At 47.4% G+C, this 16,713-nt stretch carries 14 protein-coding genes; 13 read left to right on the top strand and 1 reads right to left on the bottom strand.

All coding sequences use genetic code 11. The features are described 5' to 3' along the window. The first annotated feature begins 264 nt into the window (after positions 1–264). From zwf to Q3O60_RS15725, 9 genes are all read left to right on the top strand, one after another. Positions 265–1,731: a glucose-6-phosphate dehydrogenase gene (gene zwf / locus Q3O60_RS15685; RefSeq protein WP_305894877.1), complete on the top strand. Its 1,467-nt coding sequence runs from the start codon at positions 265–267 to the stop codon at positions 1,729–1,731. A gap of 11 nt (positions 1,732–1,742) precedes the next feature. After that, positions 1,743–2,429 carry a 6-phosphogluconolactonase gene (gene pgl / locus Q3O60_RS15690; RefSeq protein WP_305894878.1) on the top strand — a complete coding sequence of 229 codons (687 nt, stop codon included), beginning with the start codon at positions 1,743–1,745 and terminating at the stop codon, positions 2,427–2,429. Between the two features lie 8 nt (positions 2,430–2,437). Next, a complete protein-coding gene (gene edd / locus Q3O60_RS15695; RefSeq protein ID WP_305894879.1) occupies positions 2,438–4,285 on the top strand; it encodes a phosphogluconate dehydratase in 1,848 nt (615 codons plus the stop codon). Next, a complete protein-coding gene (locus tag Q3O60_RS15700; protein ID WP_305894880.1) occupies positions 4,278–5,270 on the top strand; it encodes a glucokinase in 993 nt (330 codons plus the stop codon). The genes edd and Q3O60_RS15700 overlap by 8 nt, the downstream gene beginning before the upstream one ends. Before the next feature lie 5 nt (positions 5,271–5,275). Beyond that, the gene (locus Q3O60_RS15705) at positions 5,276–5,935 is read left to right on the top strand and encodes a bifunctional 4-hydroxy-2-oxoglutarate aldolase/2-dehydro-3-deoxy-phosphogluconate aldolase (protein WP_305894881.1); all 660 of its coding nucleotides are present in this window, start codon (positions 5,276–5,278) and stop codon (positions 5,933–5,935) included. Positions 5,936–6,188: 253 nt separating this feature from the next. After that, on the top strand, positions 6,189–7,637 hold the full coding sequence (gene nhaD / locus Q3O60_RS15710; protein WP_305894882.1) for a sodium:proton antiporter NhaD: 1,449 nt from the start codon (positions 6,189–6,191) through the stop codon (positions 7,635–7,637). 148 nt (positions 7,638–7,785) lie between these two features. Beyond that, a complete protein-coding gene (locus Q3O60_RS15715; protein ID WP_305894883.1) occupies positions 7,786–8,631 on the top strand; it encodes an HDOD domain-containing protein in 846 nt (281 codons plus the stop codon). Between the two features lie 63 nt (positions 8,632–8,694). After that, complete coding sequence (locus Q3O60_RS15720; RefSeq protein ID WP_305894884.1) at positions 8,695–10,557, top strand: DUF885 domain-containing protein; 1,863 nt, start codon at positions 8,695–8,697, stop codon at positions 10,555–10,557. Positions 10,558–10,698: 141 nt separating this feature from the next. Then, positions 10,699–11,637 carry a glutaminase gene (locus tag Q3O60_RS15725; RefSeq protein WP_305894885.1) on the top strand — a complete coding sequence of 313 codons (939 nt, stop codon included), beginning with the start codon at positions 10,699–10,701 and terminating at the stop codon, positions 11,635–11,637. A gap of 6 nt (positions 11,638–11,643) precedes the next feature. Here the strand turns inward: Q3O60_RS15725 and Q3O60_RS15730 are convergent, their stop codons facing one another. Continuing rightward, positions 11,644–12,249, bottom strand: a complete 606-nt coding sequence (locus Q3O60_RS15730; RefSeq protein WP_305894886.1) for a hypothetical protein — start codon at positions 12,247–12,249, stop codon at positions 11,644–11,646. A gap of 102 nt (positions 12,250–12,351) precedes the next feature. On the opposite strand from Q3O60_RS15730, the gene Q3O60_RS15735 reads away from it, so the two are divergent. From Q3O60_RS15735 to Q3O60_RS15750, 4 genes are all read left to right on the top strand, one after another. Then, the gene (locus Q3O60_RS15735; RefSeq protein WP_305894887.1) at positions 12,352–13,377 is read left to right on the top strand and encodes an endonuclease/exonuclease/phosphatase family protein; all 1,026 of its coding nucleotides are present in this window, start codon (positions 12,352–12,354) and stop codon (positions 13,375–13,377) included. Between the two features lie 97 nt (positions 13,378–13,474). Beyond that, positions 13,475–15,352 (top strand): propionyl-CoA synthetase, encoded by a 1,878-nt coding sequence (locus Q3O60_RS15740; RefSeq protein ID WP_305894888.1) that lies wholly within the window; start codon positions 13,475–13,477, stop codon positions 15,350–15,352. 82 nt (positions 15,353–15,434) lie between these two features. Continuing rightward, complete coding sequence (locus Q3O60_RS15745) at positions 15,435–15,968, top strand: DUF1543 domain-containing protein (protein ID WP_305894889.1); 534 nt, start codon at positions 15,435–15,437, stop codon at positions 15,966–15,968. A gap of 141 nt (positions 15,969–16,109) precedes the next feature. Next, complete coding sequence (locus Q3O60_RS15750) at positions 16,110–16,649, top strand: OmpA family protein (protein ID WP_305894890.1); 540 nt, start codon at positions 16,110–16,112, stop codon at positions 16,647–16,649. Positions 16,650–16,713: the final 64 nt, after the last annotated feature.

Raw genomic sequence — 16,713 nt, forward strand, 5'->3', positions numbered from 1 at the left:
CTATAGAGAAGCTATACAAGTGCCATGTCAGCATGATCATTGTTGTAATAGATGTTGTTATACATCCAATTGCAGTTACAGAAAAGTATTTATTTTACCACAGAACGGCAGGCTTTCATGCATTCACAGCCTGAGTTCAGCAAATTCTGTGGTACACTTAAGCACATTTGTAATTTTATTACAATAAACTTGGTTTACAACACCGATTTGCTGCGCTAGTATGCTGTCGTTGTTGTAAAATTACATCTTTAGGACGGACATACTATGCCATCAGCAGCAAAAGCCTGTGATTTAATTTTATTTGGTACCAAAGGTGATCTGGCGCGTCGTAAGCTATTACCTGCACTTTATCAGCTGGAAAAGGCCGGTTTGCTGCAAGCCGATACCCGCATCGTAGGTGTAGCCAGAGATCAAATGGATCGAGCCGAGTATCAGGCGCTGGTGAAGAAAAACCTGGCAACTTTTGTCAAAAAAGAGCCCCTCGATGATGATGTAGTCGCTGCTTTTGAACAGCGTTTGCACTATGTACAAGTTGATCTATCGTCTCAGCAAGATTACCTCAAGCTCAAAGATGTCATAGATGCTGAGCAACGAATTCCTGTGAGTTACTTTGCCACACCACCGGCCTTATTTCCTGCTATTTGTAAGGGCTTGCATGCAGCTGGGCTTGCCGAAGAGCCAGCTCGTGTTGTTTTAGAAAAACCCATCGGTCACGATTTGGAATCCTCTCGCGAGATTAATGCTCTGGTTGCTCAATACTTCAATGAAAACCAAATCTATCGTATCGATCACTACTTAGGCAAAGAAACGGTATTAAACCTACTGGCATTACGATTTGCCAATGCTATTTTCGCTTCGAACTGGGATCACAACTCCATCGATCATGTGCAAATTACCGTGGCAGAAGAGGTGGGTGTAGAGGGTCGCTGGAGCTACTACGATGATGCTGGCCAGATGCGCGACATGGTGCAAAATCATCTATTACAAGTTTTGACCTTGATCGCAATGGAGCCACCAGCGCGGCTGGATGCTGATAGTATTCGAGATGAAAAATTAAAGGTGTTAAAGGCACTGCGGCCGATCAATGTCAGTAATGTCCATGAAAAAACAGTACGCGGTCAGTATGCCGGTGGTTTTGTTTCCGGCGGCTCAGTACCAGGTTATCTCGATGAAGAAGGTTCCCGGGCTAATAGCAGTACAGAAACCTTTGTGGCGTTAAAAATTGATATCGATAACTGGCGTTGGGCCGGTGTACCGTTTTATCTCAGAACCGGTAAGCGGATGCCAGAGAAACGTAGCGAAGTGGTGATTTGCTTTAAGCCGCAACCACACAATATTTTTCATGAAACCTACAAGCATTTACCAGCTAACAAATTAATCATTCGTTTGCAGCCTGACGAAGGCGTCGAAGTTCAGGTGATGAACAAAATCCCTGGTCTTGGCGAGCACATGCAATTAAAACAGTCGAAGCTGGATTTAAGCTTTGATGAAACCTTTAAATCCAAACGCATTGCCGATGCCTATGAGCGATTGTTGCTGGAGGCACTGCTGGGTAATCAATATCTGTTTGTTCGTCGTGATGAAGTCGAACACGCCTGGCGTTGGGTCGATGGCATCCTTGATGCCTGGAAGGCAACCAGTGAATCGCCTAAAAGTTATCAGGCAGGTAGTTGGGGACCAGTCGCGGCTATTTCATTGTTAGCTCGTGACGACAGAAACTGGGACGAATAGAGGACGTATTCATGCAATTGCATCAATTTGCCAGCAGCACAGAACTTAACACTGACTTCGCCAAGCGTTTAATCGCTATTGTGCATCAGGCGATTGAAGCACGTGATCATGCTTATTTGGTGGTATCTGGTGGCCGAACACCACAGGCTTTGTTTGAGCATTTATCTTCGACTGATCTTGATTGGAGTAAGGTCACCATTACGTTGGCTGATGACCGTTGGTTGTCTTCCTCCGAAAAGGACAGCAATGAGCGTTTAGTGAAATCAGTCTTGCTGCAAAATAAAGCAGCCGCTGCCCGGTTTATTAGCCTGGTCACAGCTGATGAAAAAGCCGAAGCGGGTGAGCTCGCTGTTTGCCAACGTTTTGCTGAAATCCCAACCTTTGATGCTGTAATTTTAGGGATGGGTGAAGATGGCCATACGGCATCTTTATTTCCGTGCAGCGCCGAACTGGCAAAAGGTTTAAGTACTGAACAAGCAGCATTGGCCGTAAACCCCACGACAGCACCTTATCAACGCATGTCATTGAGCCAGTCCCGTTTACTCAATAGTCGTCATGTCTTTTTGCACTTGGTCGGCGGCAATAAGTTGAATGTACTCAATCAGGCAATGGCCGCTGCAGATCCGCAGCAAATGCCAATCCGTGCTTTCTTACAACATCCTTGCGTTGATGTGCAGGTGATGTTCGCAACCGAATAGAGGTTTTTATGCATCCAGTAATTCAACAAGTCACCGATCGGATTGCCGCCCGTAGCCAAAAAAGCCGTGCTATCTATCTTAAACGCATTGAAAAAGCACGCTTGAAAGGACCGCATCGTGGTACCTTATCCTGTGGTAATTTAGCCCATGGTTTTGCGGCCTGCGGCCAGCAAGATAAAGGCGATTTACGCAGTTTAACCAAAGCAAATATTGGCATTATCTCCTCTTACAACGATATGCTATCTGCGCACCAACCTTACGAAAGCTATCCTGCAATCATTAAGCAAGCTGCCAATGAAGTGGGCAGTGTGGCTCAATTTGCAGGTGGTGTACCCGCTATGTGTGACGGGGTAACACAAGGTCAGCCAGGAATGGAGCTTAGTCTCATGAGCCGCGACATTATCGCCATGTCGGCTGCTGTGGGCTTATCCCATAATATGTTTGATGGCGGTTTGATGTTGGGGATCTGCGATAAGATTATCCCCGGTCTGTTGATGGCAGCGTTTAGCTTTGGTCACTTACCCTTTGTGTTTGTGCCTGCGGGCCCAATGCCTTCTGGTATACCGAATAAAGAAAAAGCCCGGGTACGGCAATTGTTTGCTGAGGGCAAAGTAGGCAAAGAAGAGTTGCTTGAAGCAGAATCTGCTTCCTATCATTCAGCAGGTACTTGTACCTTCTATGGTACTGCCAACTCCAATCAGTTGGTGGTAGAGATGATGGGGCTGCATTTGCCTGGCGCTTCTTTTGTTAATCCGGGTACGCCTTTGCGTGATGAGTTGACGAAAGCTGCAACCCGACAGGTCACTCGCTTAACGGATCTCGGCACCGATTATATGCCGATTGGTCAGATGATTGATGTGAAGTCTATCGTCAACGGTCTGGTCGGTTTATTGGCTACCGGTGGTTCAACCAACCACACCATGCATTTGATAGCCGTTGCCCGCTCAGCAGGATTCCTACTAAATTGGGATGATTTTGCTGACTTGTCCCGTGTGACGCCTTTGGTCACTCGTATCTACCCGAATGGGCAGGCCGATATCAATCATTTTCAGTATGCCGGTGGCATGGCTTACTTGATCCGCACTTTACTGGATGAAGGTTTGCTGCATGAAGATGTCAATACCGTCGCTGGTTTTGGCTTGCGTCGTTATACCCAGCAGCCAGTGTTGCAAGATGGTACGTTGGTGTGGGTTGATGGCCCAACAGAGTCACAAGATTTGGATGTGTTAGCCTCGGCCGCTAAACCTTTTAAAGATCATGGCGGTCTTGAGGTGTTATCCGGTAATTTAGGTCGGGCCGTCATGAAAACTTCTGCCCTGCGTGATGGAACCGAAGTTGTCACGGCTCCCGCTGTGGTGTTTTCTAGCCAACACGAACTGGATGCCGCCTTTCAAGCTGGCAAGCTCGATAAAGATTGTGTGGTCGTCGTTCGCTTTCAAGGTCCCAAAGCCATTGGTATGCCGGAATTACATAAACTGACGCCTCCGCTTGGTGTGTTGCAAGATCGTGGTTTCAAAGTCGCTTTGGTCACTGATGGTCGTATGTCTGGAGCATCAGGTAAGGTTCCTGCTGCCATTCATGTCACACCCGAAGCGGTTGAGGGTGGCTTAATTGCAAAAGTGCTGGATGGTGACATGGTTCGGGTTGATGCCGAGAAGGGGGTGCTTGAGCTGCTGGTTTCAGCCGATGAGCTGGCAAAACGTGCCATCCCGGAAATTGATTTAGCCGATAGCTATGCCGGTATGGGACGTGAGCTGTTTGGTGGCTTAAGAGCTCAGTTAACCGGTGCAGAGCAGGGTGCCTGTGCTTTATTTTACACTGAAGATCACCTCGCCGAGGATGCTGCTCATGGCTAAAGGCGCAACTGATTTTGCTATCGTGGCAGATATTGGCGGAACCAATGCACGCTTTAGTCGTGTTCGCTTAACTGACCTAAGTTTAGATAAAGTTCAGGTTTATCCGTGTGCCCAATTTGCTTCATTGTCTGATGCATTACAACATTACCGCCAACAAGAGCAGCTTTTTGACTTGCTTGATGTGGCGATTGCAATTGCTTGCCCTGTGCAGGGCGATGTAGTGCAAATGACCAATTTTCACTGGACATTTTCAATCCAACAAATGCGAAGTGATCTCCAATTAAACACGTTATTGGTGATGAATGACTTTACTGCTGTGGCGATGTGCCTGCCTGCATTGAAAGAAACTGATCGTATTCAATGCGGTCAGGGTGATGTGCAATTAAATCATCCGATGGCAGTGTTAGGTGCAGGAACAGGCTTGGGAGTCGGTCACTTAGTGCCGCTTGGTTCGCAACAGTATCTTCCATTGCCAGGCGAAGGAGGGCATGTCGATTGGGCAGCCACTACAGAGCAGGAATGGTTTATTCAGCAGTTTTTAGCGGAACGCTATGGCCATGTCTCTCCTGAACGATTGTTATCAGGACCAGGGCTTGAAGATTTATACCAAGCCATAGCTGCTTATCAACATAAAACGGTGGAGCCTCTGTCTGCAGCCGATATTTCGAGGCATGCTCTGGCGGGTTCGAACGAACTTGCGGAACAAACGGTCGCTCAGTTTTTTGCCAGCCTTGGCAGCGTGGCAGGTAATTTAGCACTCACGCTTAGCACTCTGGGAGGGGTCTATATTGGTGGCGGCATTGTACCAAAGTTATTACCTCTACTTGGCAGCAGTGACTTTAGACAACGCTTTGAACAAAAAGGCCGCTTTGCTGGTTTTAATGAGCGTATTGCCACCTTTGTCATCACTGCCGACCAGCCTGGATTAACCGGCGCCGGTATGTATTTAAAACAAACTATTATTTCACAACCTCAGGGCGAGTAGACGTTATGGCATTCGAAAATTGGCAGCTGCAACCTGCGACTTTGTTCTCTCAGGGCCCTGTGGTGCCTGTAATTGTAATTAATGATTTAGCCGATGCGGTACCAATGGCGAAAGCTCTGGTTGCTGGTGGCTTGCGTGTGCTTGAAGTCACTTTACGCACCCCAGTTGCCATCGATGCGATCAGGCTGTTGAGTCAGGAAGTTCCTGAAGCCATTGTGGGTGCAGGTACCGTCACCAATGCAGAGCAATTGCAGCAATGTATTGATGCCGGTGCTCAGTTTGCTATCAGCCCGGGCATGACCCGAGAGCTTCTGCAGGCAGGTAAAGACTCCACAATCCCCTTGATCCCGGGAATTGCCAGTATTTCTGAACTGATGGAAGGGCTAGCGCTGGGTTACACGCACTTCAAATTTTTCCCAGCTGAGGCGGCAGGTGGCGTTAAAACGTTGAAATCCATTCATGGTCCTTTTTCTGAGGTGCGCTTTTGCCCAACAGGTGGCATTAATGAAAGCAATTTCCTTGATTATCTGGCATTGCCGAATGTTCACTGTGTTGGAGGCTCCTGGGTTTTGCCAGCGGATGCAATTAAGGCCGGGAATTGGCAAGAAATCACCCGTCTGTGTCAAGAGGCTATTCAGCAAGTCACTAACAAAGCTGCATGCTGAATTGAACGCCTGTATTTAGTTTCATTGAATGCAGGCGCTCTCATCACCACTTTTTTATGCATACTTATCCAACCTGAATACTCCATTTTAGATACTCATGTAATAATTCTGAGACTTTAGTCGTAATCATGCATTTTATCGCTATTTTCCTGCATTTTATCCTGATTTTGTCGTAATTGTTATGCTATGATCGCGCCGCCTTGAACAGGCAAACACCCTCTTTCTATGCTCATGTAAATATATAGGCTTAATCATGCAAACACTACGTTGCGCGTCGTGGTTTGTTGGTGCGCTGATGCTTTTGTTCAGTTCACCTGCACTTGCTGCAACCGCTCCACTTGATTTAACAACCTCATTGATTGGTTTCATTTGTATCGCTATTTTCGTTGTCGCTTATGTTTTGGTGATGGGTGAAGAGAAGCTTCACATGCGAAAATCTAAGCCTGTGTTGGTAGCGGCAGGCCTCATTTGGATTTTGATTGGCTCTGTGTATGTCAGTCGTGATATTCCAGATGTGACGGAAGCCGCTTTTCGTCATAATTTGCTTGAGTTTGCTGAGTTGATGCTGTTCTTGCTGGTAGCGATGACCTACATCAATGCGCTGGAGGAACGACGTTTATTTGATGCCTTACGTGCCTGGATGATCCGCAAGGGGTTCAGCTACCAAAATCTTTTTTGGATTACTGGCTTTCTCGCTTTCTTTATTTCACCGATTGCGGACAACCTGACTACAGCTCTGTTGATGTGTGCGGTCGTGATGAAAGTTGCGGAAGGGGACAAGCGCTTTATTAATTTAAGCTGTGTCAATATTGTCATCGCTGCCAACGCAGGTGGCGCCTTCAGCCCATTCGGAGATATTACCACCTTGATGGTGTGGCAGGCAGGCCTCGTTCGGATAGACGAATTTTTAGTATTGTTCTTTCCAGCCTTAGTAAATTATCTTATCCCTGCCGTTGTAATGAGCTTTTTTGTTGAAAAGAAGCAACCCAGTGCTGTGTACGAAGATGTAGAACTAAAACGTGGTGCCTTACGCATCACCACATTGTTTTTGCTAACGGTTCTGACTGCTGTGCTTTGCCATAGTTTACTTCATTTACCACCCGTACTTGGCATGATGATGGGGCTTGGTTATTTGCAATTCTTTGGGTATTACCTTCGTGTTACTTTGCCGGGTTCATTAGCCCGCAAAAGAGCTATGGCCGAGCGAGAAGGCGACATCGATAAGTTAAAACGCTTGGGGGGCGTGGTTCCTTTTGACGTATTCAGCCGGGTATCTCGTGCTGAGTGGGATACATTACTGTTCTTCTACGGCATCGTGATGTGTGTAGGTGGTTTGGGCTTCCTTGGGTACTTAGGCCTGATGTCTGATTTACTCTATGAGGGATGGGACGCTACCTCCGCAAATATTTTCCTTGGTATGATTTCTGCGGTTATTGATAACATTCCAGTGATGTTTGCTGTGCTAGCTATGCAACCAGAAATGTCGCATGGTCATTGGTTGTTGATCACGCTAACGGCTGGGGTAGGTGGCAGCTTAATGTCGATTGGCTCAGCGGCTGGTGTTGCGTTAATGGGGCAAGCCCGAGGGTACTATACCTTCTTTGGTCACCTGAAATGGGCACCGGTCATTATGCTTGGATATTTTGCAAGTATCGCAATGCATTTATGGCTTAATGCAGATCTATTTCATATCTACGATTAACGTCGTGCAAGGATAACAGCCATCAGGCTGTTATCCTTCACTGCATTACTTTATACTCATCTAATCTGTTATTCTGATTGCACTATTTCTTTTATCAACGCGCAGTCTATACTTATAACTGCTGAACGCAGGATCAGAGATTACATTCATGAATGCACTACAATACGCTGAAAATGTCACCGAAGTTTTTGTTTTCCCCGATGCCTATTTAAGGGTTAAACACTTACTGGAGTCAGAGCGCGCAGACATGGATGAAGTCGCTGAAGTCATTCAACTGGACCCGTCCCTGGCCAGTAAAATTCTGAAGCTAGCGAACAGTGCTATTTATAACCTGCCGAAAAAAATCGATACCATTAGTAAAGCGCTGGTCGTACTTGGGGCAGAAACCATTTATAATTTGGTGGTTAGCTCTGCCGTCATTAGCGTTTGCGAGCAAATCGAAAATCCGGCTATCGATATGGATCGCTTTTGGGAGCAAAGTGTTCATACTGCCTTAATTGCCAGAGCTTTAGGCAATAAAGTGACGCCGAGACAAAGTGAGCAGCTCTACGTATCCGGTTTACTGCATCAGATTGGTGAACTGGCTTTAAGCCAACAAGACCCTGAATTAGCCAAAGCCTGTGAACAATACAGCCGTGATGAAAAACCATGGCAGTGCCAACGTCGCGTTCTGGGTTTTACCTATGCTGAGCTAAGTGCTGCTTTACTGCGTTTATGGCAACTACCACCCTCTATAATCGAGCCTATTGCCTTGCAACACCAGCCCGACAAACATCTGCGCCAGCCTCCGGTTTTATTGCTGTATATTTCTTCACGACTGGCACTTAGTAATGTTCAACCAGATTTGTATCAACAAGCAAACCTTTTGGATCCCTTTGTGTTGGAAGTGTTAGGTATTATTCAACCAGACTTGCGGGCTGCACTGGATTTCTGTAATAGTGAAGCCTTGTATTTATTATCTGTACTTAACCCCAAAGCTGGAATGCTTTATTAATTCATGCTGTAGGCTGGGTCGGAAAAAGACAGATCCTTTTGATCAACCTATAGGATACAACCCGTGCGTTATACTCTGCTTACTCTATCGTTAAGTTTAGCATTGGTCGGCTGTCAGCCTGCCACAGAAACTCCTTCTCATAGTGGTTCGCCACCTGTGACTGCTGAACAGCTGCAACAGGAAAGTGAACGCCTTACTCGCTGGTTTGATGAACAATACGAACAACAATTGCAAACCAGTCCTTTGCGACTGACCTTTCTTGGTCGTAAAGATCGGCAGCATGAAGTGGATGACATGAGTATTGCAGCTCAAGACAAACAACTGGCATGGCTGCAAGCGTCTGTAGAGCAATTGCAGCAACGTTTTGATCGGACGCTTTTGACCGATGATGCCAAGCTGTCTTATGACTTGTGGATCCATCAATACGAATCGCAGCGAGATGCAGCTCGCTTTCGTCACCACAATTATATATTTAATCAGATGCAGGGCATACATAGTCTATTGCCACAAATTCTAATGAATTTTCATCAGGTCGATACGAAAGAAGATATGCAGGCTTACATTCAGCGCATTCAGGGAATTTCTGTGGCGATCCATCAATTGCTCGAGCAAGCTCAACAAAATACAGAAAGTGGTATTCGTCCACCACGATTTGCGTACGAAGGTGTGATTGAGCAGGTCGAAAATTTACTGCGTGGAGTGCCTTTTAGTGATGACAGCGAACAAGATGCGCCACTTTGGCAAAATGCTCAGCAAAAAATAACTGCACTACAGCAGCAAGAGATCATTACCGGGGAAGATGCTAGTCAGTTGCATAGCGAAGCAAAGCAACAATTGATTGAACATTTTGAACCTGCCTATCAAGCCTTACTGAATTGGTTGCAAGACGATATTGAGCATGCAGAATACAATCCTACTGGTGTCTCTTCGCACCCTGATGGTGATGCCTATTATCGCCATCAATTGCGAGTGTCAACGACTACCGATATGACAGCCGCTGAGATCCATCAATTAGGCTTACAAGAAGTAGAGCGACTGACTGCAGAAATGCTTGCCATCAAAAATGATGTTGGGTTTGATGGCGACTTGCATCAGTTTTTTGAATTTATTCGCACTGATGATCGATTCTTTTATCCAGATACGGATGAAGGCCGTCAAGGATATATTACTGACTCAGAAAAATTTCTAGCTTTTATTAACGAGCGTTTACCTGATTATTTTGGTGTGCTGCCTAAGGCGGATTTAGTGGTAAAGCGCGTTGAAGCCTTCCGCGAACAACCCGGCGCTGCGCAGCATTACTTCCCAGGGACACCAGATGGCTCAAGGCCAGGTGTGTATTACGCTCATTTATCTGATATGCGAGCGATGCCGAAAAATGAAATGGAAGCCATTGCCTATCATGAAGGCAATCCTGGTCACCACATGCAGATCTCTATTGCTCAAGAATTAGAGAATATTCCGATCTTTCGTACTCAAGCTAGTTTTACTGTGTTTGCCGAAGGTTGGGCGCTTTACTCTGAATTATTGGCGAAAGAAATGGGCGCTTATCAGGATCCCTATTCAGACTTTGGCCGCCTCGTTACTGAGATTTGGCGAGCGGTGCGTTTAGTTGTGGATACAGGTTTGCATGCCAAAGGCTGGACAGAGCAACAAGCTATTGATTACTTTAACGAACATACGCCTATCCCAGCCGAGGCAGTTCGCTCTGAGGTTCGCCGTTACCTGGTGATGCCAGGCCAGGCGACATCGTATAAGATTGGTATGATCCGCATTCAGCAGCTTCGCGCCAAAGCAGAGGAGCAGCTCGGAGATCGCTTTGATATCCGGGCTTTTCACGACACCGTTCTTGGTGGCGGTGCCTTACCACTTGATTTGCTAGAGCGACGAATCGATGAATGGATAGCATCGGTGCAAAGCGCGGCCTGATGGTTGCAACCATGATGTATAGAAAACCTGCGCGGTGAGACGTGCAGGTTTTTTTTATGTATTGAACACCAAGTACGCTAAGGCTTGGCAACTTGCCAGCAAGCTGACACAATCAGCCTTTATGTAGCCATTGAGAGCATTATGGAAGGTACGCCGAAGCAACCATCAAATTTATCTTTGTTACTACAAAGTATTCTGGAAGAAGCCCGGCAATTGCCCGAGGCAGGTAAGGTAGCTGACTATATCCCTGCACTGGCTGCTGTTGATGCGGATTACGCTGGCATTGCGGTAGCTACCATTGATGGTCAGGTTCATTGGGCTGGGGATGCTGAGCAATGCTTTTCGATTCAAAGTGTGTCAAAGATATTTGGTTTGGTTCAGGCGATGAACCGTCTTGGCGACAGCATGTGGGAACGGGTGCATATGGAGCCTTCAGGTCAGTCGTTTAATTCGATTGTGCAGTTGGAGTGGGAGCATGGCATTCCACGTAACCCATTTATCAATGCCGGTGCGATCGTCGTATCGGATATGCTGGTTAGTCATTACTCTGCCAGCAAAGCAGCTGCATTAAGCTTTATCCGCCGTTTAGCCATGACCGAGCAGATTTGGATTAATGAAGAAGTGTTTCAGTCTGAAAAGGAGCATGGTAACCGCAATGCTGCGTTGGCGTATCTGATGAAAGGCTTTGGCAATATCGTCGCGGAAGTGCCAGATGTACTGGATCATTACTTTTACCAGTGTTCAGTTGAAATGAGCTGCAAGCAATTGGCGCTCAGTCTGGTGTTTCTGGCCAATCGTGGCGTACACCCTCTGACAGAGGAAACCATCTGCAGCCGGCGGGATGCTCATAGAGTGAACGCTATCTTATCGACCAGTGGCATGTACGATCAATCCGGGGAATTTGCTTTTACCGTTGGCTTGCCTGCTAAAAGTGGTGTTGGTGGGGGTATCGCTGCTGTAGTACCTAATTATGGCGTTATTGCCGCGTGGAGTCCGAAACTGAACTCCTTTGGTAACTCCTGCCGGGGGATGCATATGATCACCCGGCTGGCGGCACAATTAGGGTTATCAGTGTATTAAAGGCGTTTATTCAGTGCCTTCGTAACCCCATGGTGTCGGAGGTAAATCTATGGGGTTGGTTAAGTCAAAATCCACCCGTAACTCACGACCTTCACGGGTTAACCGATAGGCAAAGTAGTCATCCGGGAAAATATACATATGCCAGGTGTTACCAATTGATTGCGGGTTGCGGCGACGAATAAAGTCTTCTTTGGAAAATGCATCAGCCGGAAAAGACTGTGCATTGGCCCAGCCTGAATCAGCTGTATGGCCACCATACATCGTCGCATCATCATAGCTACCATCTGGCATACGATGATCGTGTTTTAATGAGAGACCTGAGCCGGTCTTCTTCAGGATCCAGGTACGGGAGTGGTTATCACCGACGTGAAATGGGATCTGCAACTCGGTATCGGTGCATTTGCGCACATGCATCACCAGCCGATTTTCAGTGAAGGTTTCCACCCCGGTGAAGTTGGCTTCGGTGACACGGCCTTCAAAAGCCTGACCACAATAACGGGCGATGTTGTCAAAAAACTGGTCCTGGGTGGACTCTGAAACCTGTGGCGCCGGGCTGGCAATCACCGCCGACATAAAAAGCACGGAAGAAGTGGCTATTGTTTTTATTAGCATACAAAAGGTCCTTAAAAGTAACTAGATTGGAATATCCTACGCAGATGGTTCGCTGCTGTCGAGGGGGAGCAGGACCATTGGCCGCATGAAAAGGTTGAAACCATGAGTAAAACCGATGAAACCACATCCATTCGTATTGCCACGCTAAATTTATGCAATTACATACAGCCCCCATTAGCCTGTTACGAATACGACTCCATTTATAGCCAGGCGCAGTGGCAGCAAAAACAACAATGGTTGGCCACGCTTTTACAGCGCTACCAGCCTGATGTCATTGGTTTTCAGGAAGTGTTTAGTTGCGACGCCTTGCAGCAACAGCTACGACAGCTTGGCTATCCGCATTTTCATGTGGTGGAACAAGCTGAATTAATCGCAGATTACATTTACCAGAAACCTGTTGTGGCCGTGGCTTCGCGCTTTCCAATCAGTTCAGTCGCGGCGATCCAGCCCGATGAACAGCAGTTGCAGAGCCTTGGCTGGACTGCGTTTCAGTTTAGCCGGCATCCGCTCAGAGCCACCATCCGTTTACCAACCATTGGGCCGGTAGATTTTTACGTGGTGCACTTGAAGTCACAACGACCCATTTTGTCAGACAACCTGCCAGCAACCACGTCTGTACACCAACTGGAATTACAGACACGGACCGGCCGCTGGGCTGCCACCGTGCAGCGTGGCACAGAAGCACATATGCTGATGCATGCTGTTGCCAAACGACGACTGCAGCATAAGCATCCAGCCCTGATCCTAGGTGATTTTAATGAAGGGATAAGCGTGAGCCATGCGCTTTCCATCTTTGTTAGCAGTGGGGCGATGCAGCCGATGTGGACCGAAGCGCATCCGCAGCATAACCCGGTGCGGTTAGTGGATAGTTTCGAATTGTATAACGCCAAACAGGACCAGCCAGTGCCACGCTCACCCACGCATTACTTTGGCTCCAGCGGTTCGGTGCTGGATTATATTCTGGTATCAGATGAGTTTGACAGCCATCACCCGGGCTGCCTGGCCGATATTAGCCACTATCAATGCATTGATGAGCATTTGATCCGACCGGATTACACCACTGACAGCTACAGCAGCGATCATGCGGCCGTCATGGTGACATTGCAGCTGCGTCGCTATTCGCCATAAGTCTAAGTTTCAAATGCCCGGATCTGGAGTACAGTAGCGGAAAAGTCCTTACACTGAGTATGGTCTTAAGGGTAAGTGAACTGTAAGGAGCAGGGCAATGACAACCTATCGTGAGCATTATCAAAGCGCAATGACAGAGCCAGAGCAGTTTTGGCTGCACCAAGCTCATCGCTTACCCTGGTTTCAACCGCCAAAACAAGCATTGCAGCAAACCGGAGAAAACCGTTACAGCTGGTTTGCCGATGGACAGCTGAACTGTTGCTATATGGCACTGGATTACCACGTGGCGCAAGGCCGTGCTGAGCAAGCCGCACTGATTTATGATTCCCCGGTCACCAATACGCAGCAGCACTTTAGTTATCAACAACTGTTGCAGGAAGTCCGGCAATGCGCTGGCACCTTAAAATCACTTGGGGTAGGTAAGGGCGACCGGGTGGTCATTTACATGCCGATGATCCCGGAAGCTGTGATTGCCATGCTGGCCGTGGCTCGGTTAGGTGCTATTCATTCCGTGGTCTTCGGTGGCTTTGCCGCCCATGAACTCGCTATTCGTATTGATGATGCCACGCCTAAAGTCGTTATCAGCGCGTCCTGTGGCATTGAAGTCAATAAAGTGATTGCCTACAAGCCATTACTCGATAAAGCGCTGGCACTGGCAGAGCATCAGCCTGATTTCACATTGATAGTACAGCGCTCACAGTTGCCGGTAGAATTGGTCGAAGGGCGCGATATTGACTGGCACGACGCTCTGCAGCAGGCGTGCCCGGCTGAATGTGTAGCGGTTGCCAGTGACGATCCGCTGTATATTTTGTATACCTCAGGCACGACGGGCAAGCCGAAAGGCGTGGTGCGGGATCATGGGGGCTATGCCGTTGCACTGAATTACAGTATGGAAGCTATCTACGGCGTGAAAGCCGGTGATGTATTTTTTGCAGCCTCTGACGTGGGATGGGTGGTCGGGCATTCCTACATTGTGTATGGGCCCTTACTGGCTGGCTGCACCACCGTGCTGTACGAAGGCAAACCGATCATGACACCCGATGCCGGGGCGTTCTGGCGTATTTGTCAGCAGTATCAGGTAAAAGTACTCTTTGCTGCTCCAACAGCGTTTCGCGCTATTCGTAAAGATGATCCTGAAGCCAGCCTGCTGCAGCAGTATGATCTGACTGCGCTGCAAAGTATATTTATGGCCGGCGAGCGGCTGGATCCATCCACCTATGAGTGGACCACAGAAAAAACCGGCAAACCGGTGGTTGATCACTGGTGGCAAACAGAATCAGGCTGGCCAATCTGCGCTAACCTGATGGGGGTTGAGGCTTTGCCTGTGAAACCTGGCTCATCCTCAGTGCCGGTACCTGGTTATTGCATTCAAGTGTTGGATGACAGTGGTCAGCCACTCCCTGCCAACCAGCAAGGTAATATTGCGATTAAGTTGCCATTAGCACCCGGCTGCCTGCAAACCATCTGGGGCAATGAGGCGCGGTTTGAAGCGGGCTATCTGAGTACCTTCCCTGGCTACTACAGCAGCGGGGATGGTGGCTATATTGATGACGACGGCTATGTATTTATTATGGGCCGTACTGATGATGTGATTAACGTGGCAGGCCATCGATTATCTACCGGGGAGATGGAAGAAATTATCGCCCGCCACCCAGCCGTTGCCGAATGCTGCGTGATTGGCGTTTCTGACGAGCTGAAAGGTCAACTGCCACTCGGGCTGGTGGTGATGAAAAATGGCGTTCAGTTATCTGCAGAGCAGCTGGAGCAAGAGCTGGTCGCCATGGTGCGTGAAGACATCGGTGCCGTGGCCTGCTTTAAGCAGGCAAAAGTGGTAGAGAAATTGCCCAAAACGCGTTCAGGTAAAATCCTGCGTAAACTACTGCGCGATGTGGCGGATGATAAAGATCCGCAAATCCCATCAACCATCGAAGACCCCAGCTGCCTGGATGATATTTATACTCAGCTGAAAGCCTGATGGTTACTTACGCTACAGAATCATACATTTGTATTCAAAAAAACGTATGATAGAGCATGACTATTATGAGCTGGAATGATGAATGCATTTATTTATGGTGATGTTAGGCGGTGAGCATGCACAAGCGAATGTGGAACTGCATGATGTGGTTTTTGTAGCTGGCGAGCAGCTGGAACAGACATACCCTGAGTTACAGCGGTTGTGGTTTGCTGAGCCAGAAGGGTTGCACATGGATGCCTGGATGCGGATTTCAGTGGTTGATGGCTACCGTGTGCAATTGGTTAAGGAGCCAACGCCGCAGCAACAGAAACTGTTCTTCCTGAATTTAGGTGGCTATAACAACCATACGTTTGGCGAGGACCACAGGTATCTGGTGGTGGTAGCCAGCGATCGGGCAGAGGCTAAGAAAAGAGCCAAAACAAAACAACTGGCGAGTTGGGACTTGCCCCATACCGACAATGTGTTTGCTATCGATCAGTGTCTTGAGATAAGGACAGTGGGAGGCTTCCATGTACAGCTTGAAGCCACCAATCAAAGCGATGATCTGCACTTTGAAAATGTTTACATTGTATTACCAGCGGACGCCCTGCTTACTGATGTCTCCATGCATGAATAACAGCTAAACCATGCAGTAGCAGGTATTAGCACATGCTTAGGCAACAAAAAATAATTATTTATAATACTATGTATTGAAGTAAAAGATGAATTTGTTTATATTCCGCAAAGTTTTGTCATCTTTTATTTTACAGGAGTATTTATGAGTACATTTGGACGTATAACGTGTATAGCGGTTTGTCTTCTGGCTGTTTCTGGTTGTACGACGTCGCCTACTCAGAGTTTAACTTCGGCAGAGCCGAACGTTCATTCTGTGGATGTTCACAATCTGAGTTATTTGTTTCATGAACACTTTAATGGTAATGAGCATATAGCACTACAGCAATTGCAACCAGATCAGTTCAAAGTGACCTTCCCGGGTTTATCAAGTTTTGACTTTGCAGGCAGAGCTATTACGGCTGAACAAAAAGTTGCACTACAAGAGATCATCAAGGTATTACACGATATCGAGTTTCAGCAATTGCAGGTCGTAGGTCATACCGATAATCGAGGTAATTATGATTATAACCTCGCGTTATCAAGCGACAGAGCAAAAGTTGTTTCTGATTATCTGATAAGCCAGGGCATGCTATCAAATAAGATCAGCACAATAGGCAAAGGGCCTGATGAACCAATTGCCGATAATCGTCAACCATCAGGTCAGGCAGCCAATCGTCGGGTTGAACTCTTGATCCAGTTGTAATGATTTAAGTCATAAAAAACCAGCATCCGCTGGTTTTTTATGTTGCTTTTTTAACTACTAACAC

This window comes from Alkalimonas collagenimarina, from assembly GCF_030717845.1.
Classification (GTDB): domain Bacteria; phylum Pseudomonadota; class Gammaproteobacteria; order Enterobacterales; family Alteromonadaceae; genus Alkalimonas; species Alkalimonas collagenimarina.